Here is a 23,562-nt window from a genome sequence, read left to right on the forward strand (position 1 = left end):
CCATGGCCCCCATTCCTGGCAGCGGCCTGGCCAAGGGCCTGGCCGTCACCCTCCGCACGATGACGAAGAAGTCCGTCACCGCGCAGTACCCGGACGCCCAGCCCGACCTCCCGCCCCGCACCCGCGGTGTGATCGGCCTGTTCGAGGAGAACTGCACGGTCTGCATGCTCTGCGCCCGCGAGTGCCCGGACTGGTGCATCTACATCGACTCCCACAAGGAGACGGTCCCGGCGGCGACCCCCGGCGGCCGCGAGCGCAGCCGCAACGTTCTCGACCGCTTCGCCATCGACTTCTCCCTGTGCATGTACTGCGGTATCTGCATCGAGGTCTGTCCTTTCGACGCCCTGTTCTGGTCACCGGAGTTCGAGTACGCCGAGACCGACATCCACGACCTCACCCACGAGCGCGACAAGCTCCGCGAGTGGATGTGGACCGTCCCGGCCCCGCCGGCCCTCGACCCCGCCGCGGAGGAGCCGAAGGAAGTCGCCGCCGCCCGCAAGACCGCCGAGAAGCTCGCGGCCCAGCAGCAGCCCGCGCCCACCGAGTCCGCCGCCGACGAGCGGGCCCGCGCGGCGGAGGCCCCCACCCGCCCGGCGGGCGACTCCCGGCAGCAGACCGACCAGCCGAGGCAGCGGCCCGCGGACCGGCAGGAAGGACAGGAATGACCCTGGCCGCAGCCGCCACGACAGCGGCACACGCCACCACCACGGCGGCGCACACCACCACGGCCGCCGAGAGCCACGGCTTTCTCTCCCCGACCGGCGTCGAGATCGCCTTCCTCCTCGTCGGCCTGGTGACCTTCGGCGCCGCGATCGTCACCGTCACCACCCGGCAGCTGGTGCACGCCGCCCTGTGGCTGGTGGTGACCCTCGGCGGCCTGGCCGTCGAGTACCTCCTGCTCACCGCCGAGTTCATCGCCTGGGTGCAGGTCCTCATCTACGTCGGATCCGTCGTCGTCCTCCTCCTGTTCGGACTGATGCTCACCAGGGCCCCGATCGGCCGCTCCCCGGACGCCGACTCCGGCAACCGATGGGCCGCCCTCACCGTGGCCCTCGCCGCGGCCGCCGCCCTGGTCTGGGTCGTCGTCGACGCCTTCCGCACGACCTGGATCAACCTGGACGGCCCCGCCGCCGGTTCCACCGAGGCCACCGGCGCCAGCCTCTTCCAGAACTGGGTCCTCCCCTTCGAGGCCCTCTCCGTCCTCCTCCTCGCCGCCCTGGTCGGCGCGATCGTCCTGTCCCGCAAGGCGAAGGCCGGCGCGGCGACCGCGTCCCGGAACACCCCAGCCGAGGGCACCCCGGCCGGCCGGAGCGAGAAGGAAGGCACCCGCTGATGCACCTCGCCTATCCCGCCGTCCTCTCCGCCCTCCTCTTCTGCACGGGCCTGTACGGCGTCCTCGCGCGACGCAACGCGATCCTGGTCCTGATGTCGGTCGAGCTGATGCTCAACGCCGTCAACCTCAACCTGGTCGCCTTTGACGTCTGGCTCAGCAAGACCGCCGAGGAGACCCTGCACTCCGGCCAGGCCCTGACCCTGTTCACCATCGCCATCGCCGCCGCCGAGATCGGCATCGGCCTGGCGATCGTCCTCGCCGTCCACCGCAACCGCGGCACCTCAGACATCGACAAGCTCCGCGACACCGCCGAACGGCACGACCCCGACGGCGACGACGGCCCCGACCACGACGCACTCACGGTCGCGCCGTCCGACGAGGCCCAGAAGGCTGAGGCCACCGCGTGACCACGACCACCCTCGCCGTCCTCGTCCCCCTCCTTCCGTTCCTCGGCGCCGCCGCCGGCCTGCTCCTGGGCCGCACGGCACCGGGCTTCGTCCGCCCGCTGGCCGTCCTGCCGACCCTCGCCTCCCTGGTGCTCGCAGCGCTGGTCGCCGCACGGCAGGGCGGTGACACGGCCGTCAACGCGGCCACGGAACTCACCCCGACCGGCTCGGTCCCGATCGAACTCGCCCTGCACATCGACGGCTTCGCCGCCCTCGTCGCCGTCGTGGTCGGTCTGGTCGCCACCTGCGTGCAGATCTACTCGACGGGCTATCTGCGCGACGACCCGCGCTACCCCTCGTACGCCGCTCTCGTCTCCCTGTTCACCTCCGCGATGTTCCTGGTCGTCTACTCCGGCGACCTGATCGTGCTGCTGGTCGGCTGGGAAGTCATGGGCATCTGCTCCTACTTCCTGGTCGGCCACTACTGGGAGACCCCGGAAGCCCGCGCCGCTTCCCTCAAGGCCTTCCTGGTCACCAAGCTCGGCGACGTCCCCTTCCTCATCGGCCTGTTCGCCCTCGCCACCGACGCCGGCTCCTTCCGCATCACGAAGGTCCTCGGCGCCGTCGCGAGCGGATCGCTCGACCACCCGACGCTGATCGCCCTGCTGCTCCTGGCGGGCGTGGCGGGCAAGTCGGCGCAGTTCCCGCTGCACACCTGGCTCCCCGACGCGATGGCGGGCCCGACCCCCGTCTCCGCGCTGATCCACGCCGCGACGATGGTCGCCGCCGGTGTCTACTTCATCGCCCGTCTCCTCCCGGTCTTCGAGGCCTCCCAGGCCGCGATGGTCGTCCTCGCCGTCATGGCCGCCGTCACGATGGCGGGCTCGGCGCTCGCCGCGCTCGCCCAGGACGACATCAAGCGCGTCCTCGCCTACTCGACGATCGGCCAGCTCGGCTACATGACCGGCGCCCTCGCCGTCGGCGACCGCGGAGCCGCCGTCTTCCACCTCCTGTCCCACGGCGCCTTCAAGGCGCTGCTGTTCCTCGCGGCCGGCGTGATCATCCACGCCGCCGGCACCAACTCGCTCGCCGCCATGTCCCGCATGCGGAACCTGCGCGACCGCGTCCCCGACGCCTACTGGACGATGACCGTGGCGCTGCTCGCGCTCGCCGCGATCCCGCCCTTCAGCGGCTTCTTCTCCAAGGAGGCCGTCCTCGGCGTCGCCGAGCACGTCGTCACCGGACACACCGAGCACGCCCCAGCAGCCGCGGGCTGGATCGTCCTCGTCGCCGGCCTGCTCACGGCCCTGCTCACCGCCGCCTACGCGATGCGCCTGTGGCTGCTCGCCTTCCGGGGCCGGGGCACCGAAGCCCCCGACCACGGCAAGGAGCCGCTGACGATGACCGTGGTGCTGTGGGTGCTGGCCCTCCCGTCCCTGGCCTTCGGCGGATTCGCCTTCCGCCTGCTGCCCGACTGGTTCGACGGCCGTGACCTCGGCCCGACCCTCACCACCTCCGTGCTCGGCACCGGCGTGGCCCTGGTCGGCGGCATCGTCACCTACGGCGCCTGGCGGCACACCACCGCGCTCGCGGCCCGTGTCCCGCTCGGCGCGGTCGCCGCCCACCCCGAGGGCGACGCCGCCCAGGTCGAGGCGGAAGCCATCGCCACCCACGAGCCGGCCTACGGCGACATCGCCTACGCGCCCGACCCCGCCGACCCGGGACGGCTCCTGCTCGGCCCCCTGCACCGGCACGCTGCCGCCGGCTTCCACCTGGACGCCGTGTACACGGCCCTCTTCGTCCGCCCGGTCCAGGGCGGAGCGAGCCTCGTCCGGTTCCTCGACCGCGAGGTCGTCGAGACCTACGTACGCGGTGCTGGTGCGCTGCCCCGCTGGCTCGGCGCCGCCGTACGACGCGCCCAGACCGGCAACGTCCAGACCTATGTGAGCGCGCTGCTCGCCGGCACCGTCGTCCTCGCGGTCGCCGCCGTCCTCGTCGCCACGGGAGCGTGAGCAGGCGTGATCGATATCAACGAGTCCGTGATGCAGGTCCTTCTGGCGTTCATCGTCGTCGGCCCGCTCCTCGGCGCCGCCGCGGCCCTCCTGCCGGCTCCGCCCGGGCTGAAGGGGAAGTCACCCGAGCAGGCAGTGCTCCGGCACGGCGTCACCGTCACCGGCGCGGTCCTCATCGCGGCGATCGTCCTCGCGCTCGGCTTCGACCACGACCAGCCGTCGAAGATGCAGGCCAGCACGGACATCAGCTGGATCCCCGCACTCGACGTACGCATCCACCTCGGCATCGACGGCATCTCCCTCCCCCTTCTGGTGCTGACCGCGCTGCTGACCTTCCTCTGCGCGCTCTACTCGTACTTCAAGATGCCCGCGGGGCCGACCCTGAAGGCATTCGTCGCCCTGCTGCTCGTCCTCGAGTCCGGCACGCTGGCGACCTTCGCCGTCCTCGACCTGCTGCTGTTCTTCCTCGCCTTCGAGATGGTCCTCATCCCGATGTACTTCCTCATCGCCCGCTGGGGCGGTGAGGGCCGGAGCCAGGCCGCCTGGCGGTTCATCCTCTACACGCTGCTCGGCTCCGTCGTCATGCTGCTCGGCCTGCTCCTGATCGGGCTCAAGGCGGGCACGTTCGACATGATGGCACTCGCCACTGACAACGGCCGGTCGCTGAGCACATCCGTGCAGGTCATCGCCGTTTTGTCGATCGGGATCGGCCTCGCGGTCAAGACGCCGATGTGGCCGCTGCACAGCTGGCTGCCCGACGCCCACACCGCCGCGCCGACCGTCGGCTCGGTCCTGCTGGCCGGTGTCCTGCTGAAGATGGGTACGTACGGATTCGTCCGGATCCTGCTCCCGATCACGCCCGACGGGTTCCGCACCTTCGCGCCCTACCTCGCGGCGCTCGCCGTCGTCGGCATCATCTACGGATCCCTGGCCTGCCTGGCCCTCGCCAAGCAGGGCGCGAAGGGCGATCTCAAGCGCCTCATCGCCTACTCGTCCGTCGGTCACATGGGCTTCGTCCTGCTCGGCATCGCCACCATGACCCCGACCGGTGTGAACGGCGCCCTCTTCGCCAACATCGCCCACGGCCTCATCACCGGCCTCCTCTTCTTCCTGGTCGGCGCGCTGAAGGACCGCACCGGCACCACCGACCTCGACACCCTCGCCGAGGAGACCGGAGCCGCCCTCTACGGCAAGGCCCCACGCCTCGGCGGTCTGCTCGCCTTCGCCGCGGTCGCCTCGCTCGGCCTGCCGGGCCTGGCCGGCTTCTGGGGAGAGATGCTGGCCCTGTTCGGAGCGTTCCAGCCCGCCGCGGGCCTCAGCCGTCCCGCCTTCCTCACCTTCATGGCGATCGGCGCGTTCGGCACCCTGCTGACCGCCGCGTACCTGCTGATCGTGGTCCGCCGCGTCTGCATGGGCGCCCTGCCCCAGGACGACCCGAAGCTCACCGACGTCCGCTCGTACGAGTTCGCGGCCTGGACCCCGCTCGTCGCCCTCACCGTCGTCGCGGGCCTGTGGCCCAAGGCCCTCCTCGGCCTGAGCGACCCGGCCGTCCAGCAGCTCCTCGCAGGAGGCAACCGATGAGCTCCCCGGCCCAGCCCCTGGCCGCGTCGCTGGTCCAGTCCGTCGACTGGCTCGCGATCGCGCCGCCCACCATCGCGGCGGTCGTCGGACTCGTCGTCCTGGTCGCCGACCTGTTCGTCGCCGAGCACCGGAAGACGCTGCTCGGCTGGACGTCGGTGGCGGGCCTGGCCGCCGCCACCCTGATGCTGCTGCCGATCCTGGACGGCGACCGCAGCACCTTCTGCCTGACCGGCGACGCCACCGTCTGCAGCTACACCGCCGACCGCTACACCCTGGTCATCCAGTTCCTGGTCCTCGGCGGAGCCCTCCTCACCGCCCTTCTGTCGGTCACCGCCCTGAAGGACGGCCGCAAGGACCTCCCCGAAGGGGAGTACTGGTTCCTGCTGCTGTCCTCCGCCGCCGGCGCCGCCCTCCTGCCCGCCTCCCGCGACCTGGCGACCCTGATCGTCGCCCTGGAGGTCGCCTCCCTGCCCGCCTTCGCGCTGGTCGGCCTGAAGTACGGCGACCGGAAGTCCTCCGAAGCGGCCCTGAAGTTCTTCCTGTCCTCGGTCACCGCGACCGCGGTCAGCCTCATGGGCATCAGCTTCGTGTACGCCTCCACGGGCACCCTCTACCTCACCCAGGTCGCCGACCGCGTTCAGAACGTCGACGGACAGCTCCACACGCTCGCCCAGACCGGCGTCGTCCTCACCCTCGTCGGCTTCGCCTTCAAAACGGCCGCCGTGCCCTTCCACTTCTGGGTGCCCGACACCTACGTGGGCGCGCCCCTGCCCATCGCCGCCTACCTGTCGGTCATCGGCAAGGCGGTCGGCTTCAGCGGCCTGATCCTCGTCACCGTCGTGGCCCTCCCGTCGTACGCCGACCTCTGGGGCCCGGCCCTGGCGGTCCTGGCCGCGCTCACCATGACCGTGGGCAACGTCGGAGCCCTGCGCCAGCGGGCCACGCGCGCGTACAGCGCGGTCCGCCTGCTCGCCTGGTCGTCCGTCGGACAGGCGGGCTACCTGCTCGTACCGATCGCCGCCGCCGCGTACTCCGGGGACGCCGAGAAGTCGGTCGGCTCCACCGTCGCCTACGCCCTGATGTACGGCGCCGTGAACCTCGGCGCCTTCGCCGTGGCGGTTCTGGTCGGCCGCACCAAGACCCTCAACCGCGTCTCCGACTACCGCGGCCTGTACGCGTCGAGCCCCCTGTCCGCCGTGCTCCTCGCGTTCTTCCTGCTCTGCCTCGCCGGACTGCCGCCGGGCATCATCGGCCTCTTCGCCAAGGTCACCGTCTTCGCGGCGGCCGTCGACGCGGGCCTCGGCTGGCTGGCCGTGATCATGGCCGTCAACGTCGTCATCGCGCTGTTCTACTACCTCCAGTGGACGACCCTGCTCTTCCGCGCCCCCGAGGGCGAGCCCGCGAAGCACCGGGTCCCCGCCCCTCTCACCGCCGCGATCGCCCTGACCGGCGTCCTCGGCATCGCCCTGTCCGGGGCACCCCAGCTCGTCCTGCGCTTCACCGACACCGCCCTCTTCTGAACGACATCCGCTTTCGCCACGCGCGCGTGGGGCACCCGCCTCCCCACGCGCGCGTGCCGCTTCCCGGCGCCGTTCACCCGGACGGCCCATACCCGGCGCCGCACGCACAAGGGAACTAGTGCCCCCCGCCTGGCGTTGACCAGTACGGGAGGGTCCACTGGACGTGACACCACGGCACCAGTGGGCACCGCAGATCACCGAGCAAGGGTCCCCCTGCCGCACCACTTGGAGGGCGTACCGTGCACCGCCGGCACAACGGGCTCAGGACCGCAGTCCTCCTCGGGGGACTGTCCGCCCTCATCATCGTCATCGGCAGCTTTTTCGGCCGCATGGGGCTCGTCATCGCCGTCCTGGTAGCACTGGCCACCAACGCGTACGCCTACTGGAACAGCGACAAGCTGGCACTGCGCGCGATGCGGGCCCGCCCGGTGAGCGAGTTCGAGGCCCCGGGGCTCTACCGCATGGTCCGCGAGCTCTCCACCCAGGCCCGCCAGCCCATGCCGCGTCTGTACATCTCCCCGACGGAGGCGCCCAACGCCTTCGCCACGGGCCGCAACCCGCGCAACGCCGCCGTGTGCTGCACCGAAGGCATCCTGCGCCTCCTGGACGAACGCGAGCTGCGCGGCGTCATCGGCCACGAGCTCAGCCACGTCTACAACCGCGACATCCTCATCTCGTCGGTCGCCGGCGCCCTCGCCTCCGTGATCATGTTCCTGGTCAACTTCGCCTGGCTGATCCCGATCGGGCGCTCGGACGACGATGACGGCCCCGGCCTGCTCGGCATGCTGCTGATCATGATCCTGGGCCCGCTCGCCGCCTCGCTCATCCAACTGGCCATCAGCCGCTCCCGGGAGTATCAAGCGGACGCCTCCGGTTCCCAGCTCACCGGCGACCCACTCGCCCTGGCCAGCGCCCTGCGCAAGCTCGAACTCGGCACGAAGCAACTCCCGCTGCCCCCCGAGCCGCGTATCGAGACCGCCAGTCACATGATGATCGCGAACCCGTTTCGCCCCGGCCAGGGCCTCTCGAAGATGTTCTCCACGCATCCGCCGATGGCGGAACGCATCGCCCGGCTAGAGAAGATGGCAGGTGGGAACCAATGAGGACCATTCTCAATGTCATATGGCTCGTCCTGAGCGGCTTCTGGCTGTTCCTCGCCTACATGCTCGCGGGCCTGCTCCTCTGTATCACCATCATCGGGATCCCGTTCGGCATAGCGGCCTTCCGCATCGGCGTCTACGCCCTGTGGCCCTTCGGGTACACGACGGTCGAGCGCCGTGACGCGGGCGCGCCGTCCTGCGTGGGCAACGTCCTCTGGCTGGTGCTCGCGGGCTGGTGGCTGACCCTCGGCCACATCGCCACCGGCATCGCCCTGTGCGTCACGATCATCGGCATCCCGCTCGGCATCGCCAACTTCAAGCTCATCCCGGTCTCGCTGCTCCCGCTCGGCCGCGACATCGTCCGGACCGACGAGCCGTTCACGGCACGCTGACGGCGGGGCGACGCAGCCCGGTTTCCACAGGCCAGGGGTTATCCACAGGCCCGCCCGGCTGTCAGCGGCGGCCCGCATGATGAACCCATGACCGCGATCGAGCAGTTGCCACGGGCCACGAGTGCCCGACCAGCACCAGCGGCGGAGTGCCTGCCCCGACCGCCCCGCAGCCCTAGGCCCTCCCTGCTCCGGCCCCCGCCCACCGCCGCACTCCATACACAACCACGCCCACCACCAGCACCCCCGCTCCCACGGCCACCGATATCGCCGGCAGCGAGAACGCCAGCACCACGCACCCGGCCAGCCCGACTCCCGCCACCACCCGAGCGGCGAGCGCCGCCGATGCCGAAGTCGATGCCGAACCCAGTGTCCAGGCCGACGCGTTGGCCACGGCGTAGTACGCCAGCACACCGAAGGAGGAGAACCCGATCGCCCCCCGGACGTCCACCGTGGCGGCCAGGACCGCGACCACCGCACCCACCGCCAGCTCCGCCCGGTGCGGCACCTGGAACCGCGGATGCACGGCCGCCAGCGCCCCCGGCAGATGCCGGTCCCGGGCCATGGCCAGGGTCGTCCGCGAGACCCCGAGGATCAAAGCCAGCAGTGATCCCAGCGCGGCCACGGCCGCACCGACCCGCGCCACCGGCACGAGCCAGGGCGTCCCGGCCGCCCGCACCGCGTCGGCCAGAGGTGCCGCCGCGTCCACGAGACCGTCCGACCCGAGCACCGAAAGGACAGCCACCGCCACACACGCGTACACCACCAGCGTGATGCCCAAGGCCAGCGGAATCGCGCGCGGAATGGTGCGCGCCGGGTCGCGTACCTCCTCACCGAGGGTCGCGATACGGGCGTACCCGGCGAACGCGAAGAACAGCAGGCCGGCCGCCTGAAGCACGCCGCCCGCACCCCCCGAGGCCCCGACGTCCAGCCGCCCGGCGTCGGCCGCACCGGACACCAGACACCCGACCACGACGGAAGCGAGGACAGCCAGGACCACCGCCACGATCACCCGCGTCAGCCACGCGGACTTCTGGATCCCGCCGTAGTTCACCGCGGTCAGCGCCACCACGGCCGCGACCGCCACCGCATGCGCCTGCCCCGGCCAGACGTACATGCCCACGGTGAGCGCCATCGCCGCACAGGAGGCCGTCTTCCCGACCACGAACGACCAGCCCGCGAGATACCCCCAGAACTCCCCGAGCCGCTCACGCCCGTAGACGTACGTGCCGCCCGAGGCGGGATACAGGGCGGCGAGGCGAGCCGACGACGTGGCGTTGCAGTAGGCGACCACGGCGGCGACGGCGAGCCCGAGGAGCAGCCCGGACCCGGCAGCGTGCGCGGCCGGCGCGAGGGCGGCGAAGATCCCTGCTCCGATCATCGAGCCGAGACCGATTACCACGGCGTCACCCACGCCGAGGCTACGGCGCAGTCCAGAACCGGAGACTGTCATGCGTCGCACCCTACTGATCAGTGCAACCGGTGGGTGCCGTCAGGGCGTCCTCCCGACCAAGACGGCGTGAAAGCGCGCGGCAAGGACGACGCGCGCGGTACGCCCGACGTACGACGCACGGGCACGGCCTGCCGGGAGCAAGATCACATGGCCGGGACAGTGCGGGCACAGCGTGAAAGGGCAGGTTCACGGCATGACCATTATCAGCTGGATCATCCTGGGACTGTTGGCCGGAGCCATCGCGAAGTTCCTGTTGCCCGGGCGCGACCCGGGCGGCCTCATCGGCACGACCCTGATCGGCATCGCGGGCGCCTTCATCGGCGGCTGGATATCCGCCCGCTGGATGGACCACCCGATCACCAAGGACTTCTACGACGGCACGACCTGGGCCGCGGCGATCGGCGGATCGCTCGTCCTCCTGGTCGCCTACCGCCTCCTGTTCGGCAACTCGCGCAGCTGAACGCGCCCACCGACCGCGGCCGGCAGACGAGAAAGGGTGGACACCAGCGGTGCCCACCCTTTCTCGTACCTGCGCAGACCGTGAGCCTCGAGGGCCCGAGCGGACCTACCGGTAGTTCACGAACTGCAGGGCGAAGTCGTAGTCCTTGTCCTTGAGCAGGGCGATGACGGCCTGCAGATCGTCACGGCTCTTGGAGCTGACCCGCAGCTCCTCGCCCTGGACCTGGGCCTTCACGCCCTTCGGGCCCTCGTCGCGGATGGCCTTCGCCACCTTCTTCGCGTTCTCCTGGGAGATGCCCTCCTTGATCGAAGCGAAGATCTTGTACTCCTTGCCGGAGAGCTGGGGCTCGCCCGCGTCCAGAGCCTTCAGCGAGATGCCGCGCTTGATCAGCTTGGACTGGAAGACGTCGAGGATCGCCTTCACCCGGTCCTCGGAGTTCGCCTCCATGAGGATCTGCTCACCGGACCACGAGATCGAGGCGCCCACGCCCTTGAAGTCGTAGCGCTGCGAGATCTCCTTGGCGGCCTGGTTGAGTGCGTTGTCGACCTCCTGCCGCTCGACCTTCGAGACGATGTCGAAACTGGAGTCGGCCATGTCCTGTGGCTCCTTGTATCGGGGTGCGTATCGTGCGTACCGGCGTACGTGGGGCGGCCGCCGGTCCCGTTCAGGTCCCGGGCCGCATCCGGACAAGCCTAGCCACCCCCCGCCCTTCGGGCGCCGATCAATCGGGTGGCGAAGCACCCCTCCACATCAGGTATTGTTTACGTCGTTGCCACGGAGCGCCGCCGAAAAGCGGTTCGAAGGGCAGCTACCCCCGGCGGTGTGCCCGAGCGGCCAAAGGGAGCAGACTGTAAATCTGCCGGCTCAGCCTTCCCAGGTTCGAATCCTGGCGCCGCCACACTGGGGAGAACCCCCTTCCTCTGCGGAGACGCAGCGGAAGGGGGTTTTTCGTGTGCGGTGGCCGCAGGGGCGGCGCTGCTCGGGGCAGGGGTGACGCGTCTCTCACTCGGCGGCCATGGCGCGGAGGCGGTGAACGCCAGTGACGGATACGGGAGTTCGGGCGCCGCGGTGATCGGCGTGGCCCTCAGGCAAAACGAAAGGCAAGGAGTCACGTACTCCCTGCCACTCTCAACGTATAGCGCGCGGGGGACCTTGCGGCAAGCCCCCGGTCGGGCCGCAGAATCTTTGGCCTGGAGCTGGAAACAGGCGAAAAATGGGGTTTGCCGTGATTGATGTGATCATTGTCGGCGCTGGGCCGACCGGCATGACGCTGGCCGCCGAGCTGCGGCTGCACGGTGTGCACGTGGTCGTGCTGGAGAGACTGGCGGAGCCGACCGGGCAGTCACGCGCGCTCGGGATGCACGTGCGCAGCATCGAGCTGCTGGACCAGCGCGGTCTGCTGGAGCGCTTCCTCCGGCTCGGCCGGAAGCACGCGACCGGCGGGTTCTTCGCCGGCATCGGCACGTCGTGGCCCGACCGGCTGGACACCGCGCATGCGTACGTGCTCGGCATCCCGCAGAGCGTGACCGAGCGCCTGCTGACCGAGCACGCCGTCGAGATCGGCACCGAACTCCGGCGCGGCAGCGAGCTGGTCGGGCTGAGCCAGGACGACGACGGTGTGACCGCCGAACTGGCCGACGGCACACTGCTGCGCTCGCGCTACCTCGTCGGCTGCGACGGCGGCCGCAGCACCGTGCGCAGGCTGCTCGGCGTGGGCTTCCCCGGAGAGCCCGCCCGGCACGAGACGCTGCTGGGCGAGATGGAGTTGGCCGTGCCGCCGGAGGAGTTGGCGGCCGCAGTGGCCGAAGTCCGCAGGACCGAGTGGCGGTTCGGCGTCATGCCCCTCGAAGGCGGGGGATACCGCGTCATCGTGCCGGCCGAGGGCGTGACCGAGGACCGCACGGTTCCGCCGGCCCTGGAGGAGTTCAAGGAGCGGCTGCGGCACTTCGCCGGTAGCGACTTCGGTGTGCACTCGCCGCGTTGGCTGTCCCGGTTCGGCGACGCCACGCGGCTGGCCGAGCGCTACCGCGTCGGCCGGGTGCTGCTGGCCGGCGACGCGGCGCACATCCACCCGCCGACCGGCGGGCAGGGGCTCAACCTCGGGATCCAGGACGCGTTCAACCTCGGCTGGAAACTGGCCGCCGAGGTGCGCGGCTGGGCACCGAAGGGGCTGCTCGACAGCTACCAGACCGAACGGCGCCCGGTGGCTGCGAACGTGCTGGACAACACCCGTGCGCAGGTGGAGCTGTTGCTCTCCGAGCCGGGGCCCCGGGCCGTGCGCCGGCTGGTCGAGGAACTGATGGACTTCGAGGAGGTGAACCGGTACCTGATCGAGAAGATCACCGCGATCGCGGTCCGCTACGACTTCGGCGAGGGCCATGAACTCCTCGGCCGACGACTGCGGGACGTGACGCTGAAGCGCGGGCGTCTCTATGAGCTGACGCGCGGCGGCCGCGGACTGCTGCTCGACCAGACCGGCAGGCTGTCAGTGGCGGGCTGGGCGGATCGGGTCGACCACGTCGTCGACGTCAGCGAGGAACTGCACGCACCCGCGGTACTCCTGCGACCGGACGGCCATGTGGCCTGGGTCGGCGAGGACCAGCAGGAGCTGCTCGCCAGACTGCCGAGGTGGTTCGGCGCGGCGACGGGCTGAGCGCGTCCGGCAGCCAGGACGGGGGCGGCGGCACACTCGCACGAACTGCCCGCCCGGCTGCCGCGCAGCTTCGGGCGCAGCTTCGGCGCGGCAGCCGGGGCGAGGGGGGCGTGACTGAGCGACCTGACATCGAGCGGCGGCCCGCAGGCAATACAGCAACCCGCCGAGCGCGCACTGCACCACACCCCGCGCGCCCCGCCTCCCGCGCCCCCTACTCGCTCCCGTGAGCCAGCTCGATGTCATGGTCGTCCACACCGGTGCCCGAGACCGACACCGAAGCCGCCCTCGGCGGATACCCGGTCGCGATGACCGTGTACGCGCCGGTGTCCAGGTCGGAGAAGGCGTACGCCCCGTCGAGGCCGGTCCGGGCCGTGGCGAGCACATTGCCCGCCGCGTCCACCAGCGACACCCGCGCGTCGCTCAACGGCGCGCCCCCTCCGCGCACCGTGCCCCGCACCTGCGCGCCAGGCCGCAACTCGAGCTCGACCCGGGTGGTCCCGGCCCCGCCGATCTCGACGATCTGGGCCAGCGGCCGGTGCTTGGGAGAGTTGACCGCGAGGGTCACTGGGCCCGGCACCAGGTCGGTGACGGTGAACTCGCCCAGCACATCCGTCCGTCCGGTGGCCAGTACGTCCCCGCGAACGTCCGTCACGATGACCACGGCCTCGGCGACCGGCGTCCCGCTGTCGGCCGACCGCACCACACCGGCGAGCCCGCTGGTGCCGCTCAGCAGCACGTCGTACGCCACCGGCTCACCGGCCACGACGATCATGGAGGCCTGCGGCTGGTAGCCCTCCGACGAGGCGATCAGGACGTAGGAACCGGCGCCGGGAGCGTCCATGCCGTACGACCCGTCGGCCCGCGAGACCGACCGCCCGAGCTGCTTGCCACCGAGCGAGATCAACGTCACCGCGGCCCCGCCGACCGGCACCCGCTCGGCACCCAGGACACGCCCCCGCACCGGGATCCCGGCACCGGCGGACCCCACCGTCTCAACCTCCGCCACAGCAGATCTCGCGACACCAGACCTCTCGACGGCAGGCCTCGCGACGGCCGGTCCCTCGACAGCCGGCTCAACCAGAGCTGACCCGCCGGCCCCAAGCGCCTCACCGGCCCCACGCACCTCACCGTCCCCCGGCTCCTCGCCCTCCGCCGACTCCACACCCGCCGCCTCCCCCACCCACTGCCGCGGAATGAACGACGCGACCAGGAAGGCGAGCAGCGCGGCCCCGGCCCCGATGGCCAGGACGACCTTGAACCCGTTCTGGGACGGCAGGGCGGTCGGCCCGAAGGGCGTCGTCATCTGGGCCAGGATCACCCCGGCCACCGCGCTGGCCGTCGACGTACCGATGGAGCGCATCAGCGTGTTGAGGCTGTTCGCCGCGCCCGTCTCGGAGGCCGGTACCGCGCTCATGATGAGCGCGGGCATCGAACCGTAGGTGAAGCCGATACCCGCCCCGATGACGCAGGTGACGACCACGAAGTGCCAGAGCTCGGACATCAGCGCGATGTTCAGCCCGTACCCGGCGGCCACGATGAGTGCGCCGACCATCAGAGTGATCTTCGGGCCCTTGGCCTTGGACAGGGCGGCGGAGACCGGGGCCGTGGCCATCATGACCAGGCCGGACGGGGCCATCGTCAGCCCGGCGACGAGCAGGGACTCGCCCAGGCCATAGCCGGTCGCCTCAGGCAACTGCAGGAGCTGCGGAATGACGAGGGACATCGCGAACATCGCGAACCCGACGGCGATCGAGGCGAGGTTGGTGACCAGCACCTGACGGCGTGCGGTGGTGCGCAGGTCGACCAGCGGTTCCCTGACGCGCAGCTCCCACCAGCCCCACACCAGCAGCACGACCACGGCCGCCGCGAACAGACCGAGGGTGGTGCCGCTGCTCCAGCCCCAGTCGGCACCCTTGGAGATCGCCAGCAGCAGGGACACCAGCCCCGCGGCCATGCCGATGCCGCCGACCAGGTCGAAGCGCCCGCCGGTGCGCACCCGCGACTCGGGCACGATGGCCGGCACCAGCACGAGGGCGACGGCGCCCAGCCCGGCCGAGGCCCAGAACAGGGTGTGCCAGTCGAAGTTGTCCGCGATCAGCGCGGCGGCGGGCAGTCCGAGGGCGCCGCCGACGCCGAGGGATGCGCTCATCAACGCCGTGGCGGAGCCGAGCCGTTCGGCGGGCAGCTCGTCCCGCATGATGCTGATGCCGAGGGGGATCACACCGGACGCGAGGCCCTGCAGCGCCCGTCCGACGATCATCGGGGCGAGCGTGTCGCTGAGCGCGGCGGTCACCGAGCCGGCCACCAGCATGACGAGGCTGATCAGGAGCATCCGGCGCTTGCCGTACATGTCGCCGAGCCGGCCCGTCACCGGGGTGGCGACGGCCGCGGCGAGCAGCGTGGCCGTGACGGCCCAGGCGGTGTCCGACGCCGGGGCGTTCAGCAGCCGGGGGAGCTCCGGGACGATCGGGATGACCAGGGTCTGCATCAGCGAGACCACGATCCCGCCGAAGGCCAGGACCGCGACGACGGCGTTGGCCCGTGGCGCCGCCGGCTTCCCGTCGTCGGTGGGCCGGGGAAGGGCGTGGGACATGGCCGGGCCTCCGTAGGGGCGTCAGTCAGGGACAGCGCGACCCGTCAAACCTAAGTCCATTGATTGACTTAAGCAACCGCAACCGCAATCGGGTGAGGGTGCGGTGAGCGAAGGCAGATCGAACAGAGCAGGGGGAGGGTGAGACGCAGAGCAGCGCAGGGGGAGACGCGGAGCAGAGGAGGACAGGCATACTCGGGCCGCCCGCGCGGCACACTGGCCCCATGTCCTCCCGCCGCAGAATCTGCCCCGAGTGCCGCCGCGAGATCGCCGTCGTCGCGGGGCGGTACGCGCGCCACGACCCGCCGGGCGCCCGGGAACACGGCGAACTCACCTCGTGCCCGGGCTCCCGTCGGCAGGCCCAGCTCGGCGCGGAGCAGCCGTCCCTGGACGGCTACGCGGTGCCCGAATTCCCCGGCCAACTGCCCCTGTTCTAGGGAGACACCGCCCCGGAAGAGTCAGTTCCCCGCCACCGACTTCACCGCCACGGACACCGGCGCCGGTCCGCTGATCAGCTCCAGGGTGAGCCCGGCCGTCGCCGGGGTGTCCACCAACTCCGCCAGTACGGCGGCCACGTCGTCCCGCGGAATCGGCCCGCGGCCCGTGCGCGCCTCCAGGCGGACGAGACCGGTGCCGGCGTCGTCGGTGAGCTGACCGGGCCGCAGGATCGTCCAGTCCAGGGCGTTCAGGCCGCGCACGTACGCGTCCGCCTCGCCCTTGGCTCGCAGGTACAGGTCGAAGATCTCGTCACCCTCGTGCCGCGGGTCGGCGCCCATGGACGACACGACCACGAGGCGCCGTACGCCCGCCTTCACCGCCGCGTCCGCGAAGAGGACGGCCGCGGCCTTGTCCACCGTGTCCTTGCGGGCCGCACTGCTGCCCGGGCCCGCGCCCGCCGCGAAGACCGCCGCGTCGGCACCCCGCAGCCGCTCGGCGACCTCGTCCACGGACGCCGACTCCAGGTCGAGCACGACCGGTTCGGCACCGGCCTCCCGCAGATCGTCGGCCTGTTCGGCCTTACGGATGATCCCCGCTACCTCGTCCCCGCGCGCGGCGAGCAACCGCTCCAGCCGCAACGCGATCTGACCATGACCACCAGCGATGACAATGCGCATGCCTTCGACCGTACGCCCGGACGCCCCCATCCGCCGCACGACTTCAGCCACGCCCCACCGACTTACACCCCCACCGGCCACCGGGCGCGCGTCCCCCCGATCCACGCCCCCACGACCGGCCCACGCCCCACGACCGACCCCTCCCACGACCGGCCCCCGCCCCTACGACGACCCGCCCCCACGACCGACCCCCGCCCCCACGACCGACCCCCGCCCCTACGACACCTCCCCCCGCCCCTGCCGCGGCAACCCCAGTTCCGCCGAAGCCGCCGAATCGCAGTACTCCCGGACCGCGCTGGTCCGCGCCACCACACGCCCCCGGTGCACCACCACCCGGCTGTACGCCAGCGAGAGCGCCCCCGCCAGCCGGTCCCCGCGCACCGCGAGCAGTTCGGCCGGGAAGCCCGCCTCCACGCGCACCTCGGGCAGCCCCAGCACCGCCCGCGCCGACCCGCTCACCGCCTCGTACGCCTCCTCGGGCGCCAGCCCATAGCGCGAGGCCAGCAGAAACGCCGCCTCCAGCGGGTCGCCGCGCCCCACGGGGTTCGACACGTCCCGCAGCGCCCCGCTCCCGGCGGCCACCCGCACCCCGGCCGCGCGCAGCAGCCGTACCGGAGCCGCTCCCCGCCGGTCCACGCCGCCGCAGCCGCCCTGCGGCAGGCACACCACCGCCACGCCCGCCGCCGCGAGCTGGTCGGCGGTCCGCGAGGCCACCTCGGTGGGCAACCGCCCGAGGTCGCCGCACGGGCTCAGGGTCACGCCGGGACGCAGCCCGCCAGCCATCGCGGCGAGCCGGGCCAGCCGCGCCGGATCCCCGGCGTCCGTGTGCAGGTCGACCGGACAGCCGTGCTCGGAGGCCACCTCCAGGACCGCCTCCACGTACCCCGTCGGATCCGGATCGAGATCGGGCCGGCCGCCCACCACCGAGGCGCCCATCTTCACCGCGTCCCGCAGCACCGCCAGCCCGTCCGCCCCGGCCACTCCGGTCAGCACCCGGGGCATCGCGACCGTCGTCAGCTCGGCCAGCCCCCGCAGCGCGCGCCGCGCCTGCAACACGGCCTCCAGCGCCCCCAGTCCCTGGACGTCCCCCACGCGCACGTGGGCCCGCAGGGCGGTCGCCCCGTGCCCGAGCTGGAGCAGCGCGGCCTCGGTCGCCCGGCGCTGCACGTCCTGCGACTCGTACGGGACCGGTCCCTCGGTGTCGGCCGACAGGGCGGTGTCGCCGTGGGCGTGCGGTTCGGCCGGGGCCGGCAGGAGCAGATAGCCGCCGAGGTCCACCCGCGCCCCGCACGCGCGCGTGCCGCCCGCCGCCAGGCTGCCGGCCGTCCCGACCGCCTCGATGTGCCCGCCGCCCAGCCGTACGTCCACGGTCCGGCCGTCGGTGAGCCGCGCTCCGCACAGCAGCAGCGACGACGGGTCGGCCGGACCTTGAGAGGACGACGGGGGTGGTGGCGGCTGCGGCCGGCTGTCGGGCATCGCGCTCCAGGGGCTCGGGCTTGCGCACGGGAGGACGCATGATCACGCAGAGTGAGTCGAGCCTAGGACGGCCTCCCTTCCATGTCGGGGAGGAGGGCAATAGTCGTACCGGTGTGGCCCGCTGTGCGGAAGGGAAGCGGAAGGGAAGGCGCTCGCGAGGCCGCCGGCAGGACGGTCCGAGCGCCCGCGGCGGGTACCCCGAAACGGATTTGGGTGAACGGCTTCCGACCGTGTAATGTCTTCATCGCTCGCCCCAATAGCTCAGTCGGCAGAGCGTCTCCATGGTAAGGAGAAGGTCAACGGTTCGATTCCGTTTTGGGGCTCTGGTGTGTGAGGTTCCCGTCGCGAGGCGGGACCCGATCGCATCACAGCGGTGTAGCTCAGTCGGTAGAGCAAGCGGCTCATAATCGCTGTGTCACCGGTTCAAGTCCGGTCACCGCTACTGACAGTAGCCGATTGCGGGGTCGGTCCTTCGATCGGCTACTCTTCTATGCGTTAAACCATCCCATCCGTTCGTCAAGGAGCACTCACGTGGCTGCCACCGACGTCCGCCCGAAGATCACGCTGGCCTGCGTGGAGTGCAAGGAGCGGAACTACATCACCAAGAAGAACCGGCGTAACAACCCGGACCGTCTTGAGATGAAGAAGCACTGCCCGCGTTGCAACGCGCACACCGCGCACCGCGAAACGCGATAAATCAGGCTCGTACGCGAGGCCGCTCCCGAGTGATCGGGGGCGGCCTCGCGTCGTTGAATGACCCGTACCGGTCAGTAGAGCAACCAGGAGGTGCCGAGCCATGGCGCTCGACCAGTCCTTCGTGGGGCGGACGTACCCGCCCACCGCGCCCTACGAAGTGGGCCGGGAGAAGATCCGTGAGTTCGCCGAGGCCGTCGGGGACGCCAACCCGGCGTACACGGACGCGGAGGCGGCCAAGGAACTCGGCCACCCCGACGTGATCGCGCCGCCGACCTTCGTCTTCTCGATCACTTTCAAGGCCGCAGGCCAGGTCGTCCAGGACCCCCAGCTCGGTCTGGACTACAGCCGGGTGGTGCACGGCGACCAGAAGTTCGCCTACCGCCGCCCGGTCCGCGCCGGTGACCGGCTCACGGTCACCTCGACCATCGAGGCCGTCAAGTCCCTCGCGGGCAACGACATCCTGGACATCCGCGGCGAGGTCCACGACGAGGCCGGCGAGCACGTCGTGACCGCCTGGACCAAGCTCGTGGCCCGCGCGGCCGAGGAGGCGTGAGCGATCCCATGACGGCGAAGATCTCCTACTCCGACGTCGAGGTCGGCACCGAACTGCCCGCGCAGACCTTCCCCGTGACCCGCGCGAACCTCGTCCAGTACGCGGGCGCCTCCGGCGACTTCAACCCGATCCACTGGAACGAGAAGTTCGCCAAGGAGGTCGGCCTGCCGGACGTCATCGCGCACGGCATGTTCACCATGGCCGAGGCGATCCGCGTGGTCACCGACTGGGCCGGCGACCCGGGCGCGGTCGTCGAGTACGGCGTCCGCTTCACCAAACCGGTCGTCGTCCCGAACGACGAAGAGGGCGCCCTGATCGAGGTCGCGGGCAAGATCGCGGCCAAGCTCGACGACAACACCGTCCGCGTGGACCTGACGGCGACCAGCGCGGGACAGAAGGTGCTGGGCATGTCGCGGGCGGTCGTGCGGCTGGCCTGAGCCGGGGAAGACCGGTGACGGGTAAGGGGCGCTCTCCATTGCGGGGCGCCCCTTACGCGTACGGAGGCCCGGGCGCTCCCCTTGACGTAGTTAGTGATTGAGTACTAACTTATTTCCATGGCCAGGATGAGTGCGGAGGAGAGGCGCGAGAGCGTCATTCGTGCGGCGACGACCGAGTTCGCGCGCGGCGGCTACCACGGCACGTCGACCGAGGCGATCGCCCGCCGGGTCGGCGTCTCGCAGCCGTATCTCTTCCGGCTCTTCCCGGGCAAGAAGGCGATCTTCCTGGCGGCGGCCCGGCGGTGCGTCGAGGACACCATCCGGATGTTCGCGGAGGCCGCCGAGGGGCTGGAGGGCGAAGAGGCCCGCCATGCCATGGGCGGCGCGTACGTCGAGGCCATCTCCGAGCAGCCCGAGTTGCTGATGATGCAGATGCAGATGTACCTCGCCGTGGCGGCCGCCGAGGAAGAGGGAGACCACGAGTTCGGCGAGGCCGTGCGCGCGGGCTGGATGCGGCTGTGGGACACCGTCCACCTGCCGCTGGGTGCCGACGCCCACGAGACGACGACCTTCCTGGCCCAGGGCATGCTCATCAACTGCCTGACGGCCATGGGCTTCCCGGCCGATCACCGGGTCTGGGCGGGATTCAGCCCCTCGGAGCCCGGCAGCTGACAAGAAAGGGCGAGGATGCCCGGCCTTTTTGCGACCTCGAAAGTTAGTAATCAATAACTAATCGATCAAGCGAATCACTCTCTGGGGGAGCGATGTCACAGCAGACCGCACGTCGCGGGGGAGCCGCCTGGGCCCTCGTCATCACCAGCGTCGCCGGATTCATGGCGGCTCTCGACAACCTCGTCGTCACCACCGCCCTGCCCTCCATCCGCGAGGACCTCGGTGGCGCCCTGCACGATCTGGAATGGACCGTGAGCGCCTACACGCTCACCTTCGCCGTCCTGCTGATGTTCGGCGCGGCCCTCGGCGACCGCTTCGGCCGCCGCCGCCTCTTCATAGTGGGACTCGCCATCTTCACCGGGGCCTCCGCCGCGGCGGCCATGGCACCCGGCATCGACTCCCTCATCGCCGCCCGGGCGGTCCAGGGCGCCGGCGCGGCCGTCATGATGCCGCTGACGCTCACCCTGCTGACCGCCGCCGTGCCCGAGGCCAAGCGGGGCATGGCGTACGGCATCTGGGGCGCCGTCAACGGACTGGCCGTCGCCTCCGGGCCGCTGGTCGGCGGCACCCTCACCGAACACATCTCCTGGCAGTGGATCTTCTGGCTGAACGTCCCACTGGGCCTGGCCCTGCTGCCGCTCGCCCGCCTCCGCCTCGCCGAGTCGCACGGCACCGGCTCCCCGCTCGACGTCCCCGGCACCCTGCTCGCCAGCGGCGGTCTCTTCGGGATCGTCTACGGCCTGGTCCGCGGCCCCGTCGACGGCTGGACCGGCTCGCTGGTCCTGACGGGCCTGTTCGCGGGCACCGCACTGCTCGTCGGCTTCGTCCTCTACAGCACCCGCGCCAAGAACCCCATGCTGCCGATGCGGCTCTTCCGCTCCCGGGCGTTCGCCGGCATCAACGCGGCGAGCCTGCTGATGTTCCTCGGCATGTTCGGCTCGATCTTCCTGCTCAGCCAGTACATGCAGGGCGTCCTCGGCTACTCGCCCACCGAGGCGGGCCTCAGGATGCTGCCCTGGACCGGTATGCCGATGCTGGTCGCCCCGATCGCCGGCATCCTCGCGGACCGCATCGGAGGCCGCCCGGTCGTCGCCGCCGGCCTGTTCCTGCAAGCCCTGGGCCTCGGCTACATGTCGGTCGTGGCCACGGCGGACGCCTCCTACACCGCGCAGCTGCCCGCCCTGATCGTCAGCGGCATCGGCATGGCCCTGTACTTCGCCCCCGCCGCGCACCTGGTGATGTCCAGCGTCCGGCCCCAGGAGCAGGGCATCGCCTCCGGCGCGAACAACGCCCTGCGCGAGGTGGGCGGAGCGCTCGGCATCGCCGTCATGGCGTCGATCTTCGCGGCCCAGGGCGGCTACGAATCCGGCCAGACCTTCGTCGACGGCATGCGGCCGGCCCTGGTGACGGGCTCGGCGGTGGTCGGCCTCGCGGGCATCGCGGCCCTGCTGATCCCGACCCGGCGGCACACCGAGCGGCAGGCGGCCCCGGCCGAACCGGCGCGTGCACTCGAAACCGCGTCCCGCTGAACCGTTTCCCACTGAGCCCACGACAGCTGACGACCCGAAGGAGGAACGGCCATGCCCACCCTTCCCTGGACCGTCCCGAACACCCCGCCCCACGACACAGAGGTGCACGTCTTCGCCTCCCGGTTCGAGACCCGCACCCTGTGGGGAGCGCTCAAGTTCTTCGCCGGAACGCCCGCCGTCTGGCGGCAGGTGCGCAGCAGCCCGGGCGCCTACGGGGCCACCCTGATGGCGAAGCCCCTCAAGCGGACCTTCTGGACGCTGTCCGCCTGGGAGTCGAAGGCGGCGCTCGACGACTTCGTCCGCTCGGGCGCCCACCGGCCGGCTGCCCGGGGCCTCGCGCCGCAGATGAGGGACGCGGCGTTCACCACCTGGCAGGCGAGGACCGACGACCTCCCGCTCTCCTGGTCCGAGGCGTTCCGGCGCCTGCCCTGACAGCCACGCGCGCGTGCGGCCCACGTCCCGTCGAAGGGCCGCACGTACGCGTGCCCGAGCCCGTCAGTGCCGTCTCGTACTCTTGAGCCCGTGCAGGAACTCCACGACGCCCCCCTCGCCCCGCTGACCACCTTCCGGCTGGGCGGTCCCGCGACCCGGCTGATCACCGCGACGACGGACGACGAGGTGATCGCCGCCGTCCGCGAGGCCGACGAGGCGGGCACCCCCCTGCTGCTCATCGGCGGCGGTTCGAACCTGGTCATCGGTGACAAGGGCTTCGAGGGCACCGCCCTCGTCATCGCCACCCAGGGCTTCTCCCTGGACGGCACGCGGCTGGAGCTGGCCGCCGGCGAGGTGTGGACCGACGCCGTCGCCCGCACGGTCGAGGCGGGCCTCGCCGGTATCGAGTGCCTGGCCGGCATCCCCGGCTCGGCGGGCGCGACCCCCATCCAGAACGTCGGGGCGTACGGCCAGGAGGTCTCCTCGACGATCACCGAGGTCGTCGCGTACGACCGCCGGACCGGCGAGACGGTCACCCTGGCCAACGAGGACTGCGCCTTCTCCTACCGCCACAGCCGCTTCAAGTCCGACCCGGAGCGCTACGTGGTGCTGCGCGTGCGCTTCTCCCTGGAGGACGCGGGCGGCCTCTCCGCCCCCCTCAGGTACGCCGAGACGGCCCGCGCCCTCGGAGTCGATGCCGGCGACCGGGTCCCGCTCGCGTCGGCTCGCGAGACGGTGCTCAAGCTGCGCGCCGGCAAGGGCATGGTCCTGGACGCCGAGGACCACGACACCTGGTCGGCCGGCTCGTTCTTCACCAACCCGATCCTCACGAACAGCGACTTCGCGACGTTCCGCGCGCGCGTGAAGCAGCGCCTGGGCGACGACGCCGAGCCCCCCGCCTACCCGGCGGGAGAGGGCCACACCAAGACCTCCGCCGCCTGGCTGATCGACAAGGCGGGCTTCACCAAGGGCTACGGCGACGGCCCCGCCCGCATCTCCACTAAGCACACCCTGGCCCTCACCAACCGGGGGAGCGCGACCACGGAGGACCTCCTCACCCTGGCCCGTGAGGTCGTGGCCGGGGTCCACGAGGCCTTCGGCATCACACTGGTCAACGAGCCGGTGACGGTCGGGGTCAGCCTCCTGTAGGAGGCCGGCCTCGAGCAGGAGAGGCC

23 protein-coding genes and 3 tRNA genes are annotated in these 23,562 nt (G+C 71.3%); 21 read left to right on the forward strand and 5 right to left on the reverse strand.

Features of this window, described 5'->3' with window-relative positions:
- Positions 1-2 precede the first annotated feature (2 nt).
- The 8 genes from AC07DF_RS01165 to AC07DF_RS01200 all read left to right on the forward strand — a co-directional run bounded on the left by AC07DF_RS01165 (position 3) and on the right by AC07DF_RS01200 (position 8,324).
- Complete coding sequence (locus AC07DF_RS01165) at positions 3-665, forward strand: NuoI/complex I 23 kDa subunit family protein (RefSeq protein WP_478965802.1); 663 nt, start codon at positions 3-5, stop codon at positions 663-665.
- On the forward strand, positions 662-1,333 hold the full coding sequence (locus tag AC07DF_RS01170; RefSeq protein WP_478965803.1) for an NADH-quinone oxidoreductase subunit J family protein: 672 nt from the start codon (positions 662-664) through the stop codon (positions 1,331-1,333). Before AC07DF_RS01165 ends, AC07DF_RS01170 begins: the two co-directional genes overlap by 4 nt.
- Entirely contained in the window at positions 1,333-1,740 is a 408-nt protein-coding gene (nuoK, locus tag AC07DF_RS01175) for an NADH-quinone oxidoreductase subunit NuoK (RefSeq protein ID WP_478965804.1), read from the forward strand. The genes AC07DF_RS01170 and nuoK overlap by 1 nt, the downstream gene beginning before the upstream one ends.
- A complete protein-coding gene (locus tag AC07DF_RS01180) occupies positions 1,737-3,731 on the forward strand; it encodes an NADH-quinone oxidoreductase subunit 5 family protein (RefSeq protein ID WP_478965806.1) in 1,995 nt (664 codons plus the stop codon). The genes nuoK and AC07DF_RS01180 overlap by 4 nt, the downstream gene beginning before the upstream one ends.
- A 6-nt stretch (positions 3,732-3,737) precedes the next feature.
- Complete coding sequence (locus AC07DF_RS01185; protein ID WP_478965808.1) at positions 3,738-5,312, forward strand: complex I subunit 4 family protein; 1,575 nt, start codon at positions 3,738-3,740, stop codon at positions 5,310-5,312.
- Positions 5,309-6,832 (forward strand): NADH-quinone oxidoreductase subunit N, encoded by a 1,524-nt coding sequence (locus AC07DF_RS01190; RefSeq protein ID WP_478965810.1) that lies wholly within the window; start codon positions 5,309-5,311, stop codon positions 6,830-6,832. Before AC07DF_RS01185 ends, AC07DF_RS01190 begins: the two co-directional genes overlap by 4 nt.
- Positions 6,833-7,071: 239 nt before the next feature.
- Positions 7,072-7,935 carry a zinc metalloprotease HtpX gene (gene htpX, locus AC07DF_RS01195; protein WP_382489286.1) on the forward strand — a complete coding sequence of 288 codons (864 nt, stop codon included), beginning with the start codon at positions 7,072-7,074 and terminating at the stop codon, positions 7,933-7,935.
- On the forward strand, positions 7,932-8,324 hold the full coding sequence (locus AC07DF_RS01200) for a YccF domain-containing protein (RefSeq protein ID WP_189728669.1): 393 nt from the start codon (positions 7,932-7,934) through the stop codon (positions 8,322-8,324). Before htpX ends, AC07DF_RS01200 begins: the two co-directional genes overlap by 4 nt.
- Positions 8,325-8,496: 172 nt before the next feature.
- On the opposite strand, the gene AC07DF_RS01205 is transcribed toward AC07DF_RS01200, so the two are convergent.
- On the reverse strand, positions 8,497-9,774 hold the full coding sequence (locus AC07DF_RS01205) for an APC family permease (RefSeq protein WP_478965813.1): 1,278 nt from the start codon (positions 9,772-9,774) through the stop codon (positions 8,497-8,499).
- A 193-nt stretch (positions 9,775-9,967) separates the two neighbouring features.
- Between AC07DF_RS01205 and AC07DF_RS01210 the strand changes: the two genes are divergently transcribed.
- Positions 9,968-10,234 (forward strand): GlsB/YeaQ/YmgE family stress response membrane protein, encoded by a 267-nt coding sequence (locus tag AC07DF_RS01210; RefSeq protein ID WP_454358854.1) that lies wholly within the window; start codon positions 9,968-9,970, stop codon positions 10,232-10,234.
- A gap of 105 nt (positions 10,235-10,339) precedes the next feature.
- Here the strand turns inward: AC07DF_RS01210 and AC07DF_RS01215 are convergent, their stop codons facing one another.
- Positions 10,340-10,828 (reverse strand): YajQ family cyclic di-GMP-binding protein, encoded by a 489-nt coding sequence (locus AC07DF_RS01215; protein WP_478965815.1) that lies wholly within the window; start codon positions 10,826-10,828, stop codon positions 10,340-10,342.
- Positions 10,829-11,050: 222 nt separating this feature from the next.
- Here AC07DF_RS01215 and AC07DF_RS01220 point away from each other — a divergent pair.
- A tRNA-Tyr gene (locus AC07DF_RS01220) sits at positions 11,051-11,132 on the forward strand.
- Positions 11,133-11,459: 327 nt separating this feature from the next.
- Positions 11,460-12,887, forward strand: a complete 1,428-nt coding sequence (gene rox / locus AC07DF_RS01225; protein WP_478965817.1) for a rifampin monooxygenase — start codon at positions 11,460-11,462, stop codon at positions 12,885-12,887.
- A gap of 211 nt (positions 12,888-13,098) precedes the next feature.
- Here the strand turns inward: rox and AC07DF_RS01230 are convergent, their stop codons facing one another.
- Positions 13,099-15,480: an MFS transporter gene (locus AC07DF_RS01230; protein ID WP_478965819.1), complete on the reverse strand. Its 2,382-nt coding sequence runs from the start codon at positions 15,478-15,480 to the stop codon at positions 13,099-13,101.
- Between the two features lie 221 nt (positions 15,481-15,701).
- Here AC07DF_RS01230 and AC07DF_RS01235 point away from each other — a divergent pair, with 221 nt between their 5' ends.
- Positions 15,702-15,914, forward strand: coding sequence for a hypothetical protein (locus AC07DF_RS01235; protein ID WP_478965821.1), 213 nt, complete (start codon positions 15,702-15,704; stop codon positions 15,912-15,914).
- A gap of 21 nt (positions 15,915-15,935) precedes the next feature.
- Here AC07DF_RS01235 and AC07DF_RS01240 read toward each other — a convergent pair whose 3' ends face one another.
- Positions 15,936-16,592, reverse strand: coding sequence for an NAD(P)H-binding protein (locus AC07DF_RS01240; protein WP_478965823.1), 657 nt, complete (start codon positions 16,590-16,592; stop codon positions 15,936-15,938).
- A 216-nt stretch (positions 16,593-16,808) separates the two neighbouring features.
- Entirely contained in the window at positions 16,809-18,068 is a 1,260-nt protein-coding gene (locus AC07DF_RS01245) for an amidohydrolase family protein (RefSeq protein ID WP_478965825.1), read from the reverse strand.
- Between the two features lie 250 nt (positions 18,069-18,318).
- Between AC07DF_RS01245 and AC07DF_RS01250 the strand changes: the two genes are divergently transcribed.
- From AC07DF_RS01250 to AC07DF_RS01290, 9 genes are all read left to right on the forward strand, one after another.
- A tRNA-Thr gene (locus AC07DF_RS01250) sits at positions 18,319-18,391 on the forward strand.
- Positions 18,392-18,437: 46 nt separating this feature from the next.
- A tRNA-Met gene (locus tag AC07DF_RS01255) sits at positions 18,438-18,510 on the forward strand.
- Positions 18,511-18,599: 89 nt separating this feature from the next.
- Complete coding sequence (gene rpmG, locus AC07DF_RS01260; protein WP_003948671.1) at positions 18,600-18,764, forward strand: 50S ribosomal protein L33; 165 nt, start codon at positions 18,600-18,602, stop codon at positions 18,762-18,764.
- Positions 18,765-18,864: 100 nt separating this feature from the next.
- The gene (locus AC07DF_RS01265) at positions 18,865-19,317 is read left to right on the forward strand and encodes a MaoC family dehydratase N-terminal domain-containing protein (RefSeq protein ID WP_215119497.1); all 453 of its coding nucleotides are present in this window, start codon (positions 18,865-18,867) and stop codon (positions 19,315-19,317) included.
- 8 nt (positions 19,318-19,325) lie between these two features.
- Positions 19,326-19,754, forward strand: a complete 429-nt coding sequence (locus tag AC07DF_RS01270; protein WP_478967541.1) for a MaoC family dehydratase — start codon at positions 19,326-19,328, stop codon at positions 19,752-19,754.
- Between the two features lie 117 nt (positions 19,755-19,871).
- Positions 19,872-20,426, forward strand: a complete 555-nt coding sequence (locus AC07DF_RS01275; protein ID WP_478965827.1) for a TetR/AcrR family transcriptional regulator — start codon at positions 19,872-19,874, stop codon at positions 20,424-20,426.
- Between the two features lie 92 nt (positions 20,427-20,518).
- Positions 20,519-21,955, forward strand: coding sequence for an MFS transporter (locus tag AC07DF_RS01280; RefSeq protein ID WP_478965829.1), 1,437 nt, complete (start codon positions 20,519-20,521; stop codon positions 21,953-21,955).
- Positions 21,956-22,006: 51 nt separating this feature from the next.
- Positions 22,007-22,387, forward strand: a complete 381-nt coding sequence (locus tag AC07DF_RS01285) for a DUF3291 domain-containing protein (RefSeq protein ID WP_478965831.1) — start codon at positions 22,007-22,009, stop codon at positions 22,385-22,387.
- 90 nt (positions 22,388-22,477) lie between these two features.
- Positions 22,478-23,536: a UDP-N-acetylmuramate dehydrogenase gene (locus AC07DF_RS01290; RefSeq protein ID WP_478965833.1), complete on the forward strand. Its 1,059-nt coding sequence runs from the start codon at positions 22,478-22,480 to the stop codon at positions 23,534-23,536.
- The last annotated feature ends 26 nt before the right edge of the window (positions 23,537-23,562 follow it).

It is taken from the genome of Streptomyces sp. NPDC044719 (genome assembly GCF_056433405.1).

Coding starts and splice junctions, on each gene's coding strand:
- AC07DF_RS01165 (WP_478965802.1), top strand. CDS start 3: ATGGCCCCCATTCCTGGCAGCGGCCTGGCCAAGGGCCTGGCCGTCACC.
- AC07DF_RS01230 (WP_478965819.1), bottom strand. CDS start 15,480: ATGTCCCACGCCCTTCCCCGGCCCACCGACGACGGGAAGCCGGCGGCG.
- AC07DF_RS01280 (WP_478965829.1), top strand. CDS start 20,519: ATGTCACAGCAGACCGCACGTCGCGGGGGAGCCGCCTGGGCCCTCGTC.
- AC07DF_RS01190 (WP_478965810.1), top strand. CDS start 5,309: ATGAGCTCCCCGGCCCAGCCCCTGGCCGCGTCGCTGGTCCAGTCCGTC.
- AC07DF_RS01170 (WP_478965803.1), top strand. CDS start 662: ATGACCCTGGCCGCAGCCGCCACGACAGCGGCACACGCCACCACCACG.
- AC07DF_RS01205 (WP_478965813.1), bottom strand. CDS start 9,774: ATGACAGTCTCCGGTTCTGGACTGCGCCGTAGCCTCGGCGTGGGTGAC.
- AC07DF_RS01245 (WP_478965825.1), bottom strand. CDS start 18,068: ATGCCCGACAGCCGGCCGCAGCCGCCACCACCCCCGTCGTCCTCTCAA.
- AC07DF_RS01200 (WP_189728669.1), top strand. CDS start 7,932: ATGAGGACCATTCTCAATGTCATATGGCTCGTCCTGAGCGGCTTCTGG.
- AC07DF_RS01285 (WP_478965831.1), top strand. CDS start 22,007: ATGCCCACCCTTCCCTGGACCGTCCCGAACACCCCGCCCCACGACACA.
- AC07DF_RS01265 (WP_215119497.1), top strand. CDS start 18,865: ATGGCGCTCGACCAGTCCTTCGTGGGGCGGACGTACCCGCCCACCGCG.
- AC07DF_RS01270 (WP_478967541.1), top strand. CDS start 19,326: ATGACGGCGAAGATCTCCTACTCCGACGTCGAGGTCGGCACCGAACTG.
- AC07DF_RS01235 (WP_478965821.1), top strand. CDS start 15,702: ATGTCCTCCCGCCGCAGAATCTGCCCCGAGTGCCGCCGCGAGATCGCC.
- AC07DF_RS01275 (WP_478965827.1), top strand. CDS start 19,872: ATGGCCAGGATGAGTGCGGAGGAGAGGCGCGAGAGCGTCATTCGTGCG.
- AC07DF_RS01240 (WP_478965823.1), bottom strand. CDS start 16,592: ATGCGCATTGTCATCGCTGGTGGTCATGGTCAGATCGCGTTGCGGCTG.
- nuoK (WP_478965804.1), top strand. CDS start 1,333: ATGCACCTCGCCTATCCCGCCGTCCTCTCCGCCCTCCTCTTCTGCACG.
- AC07DF_RS01215 (WP_478965815.1), bottom strand. CDS start 10,828: ATGGCCGACTCCAGTTTCGACATCGTCTCGAAGGTCGAGCGGCAGGAG.
- AC07DF_RS01210 (WP_454358854.1), top strand. CDS start 9,968: ATGACCATTATCAGCTGGATCATCCTGGGACTGTTGGCCGGAGCCATC.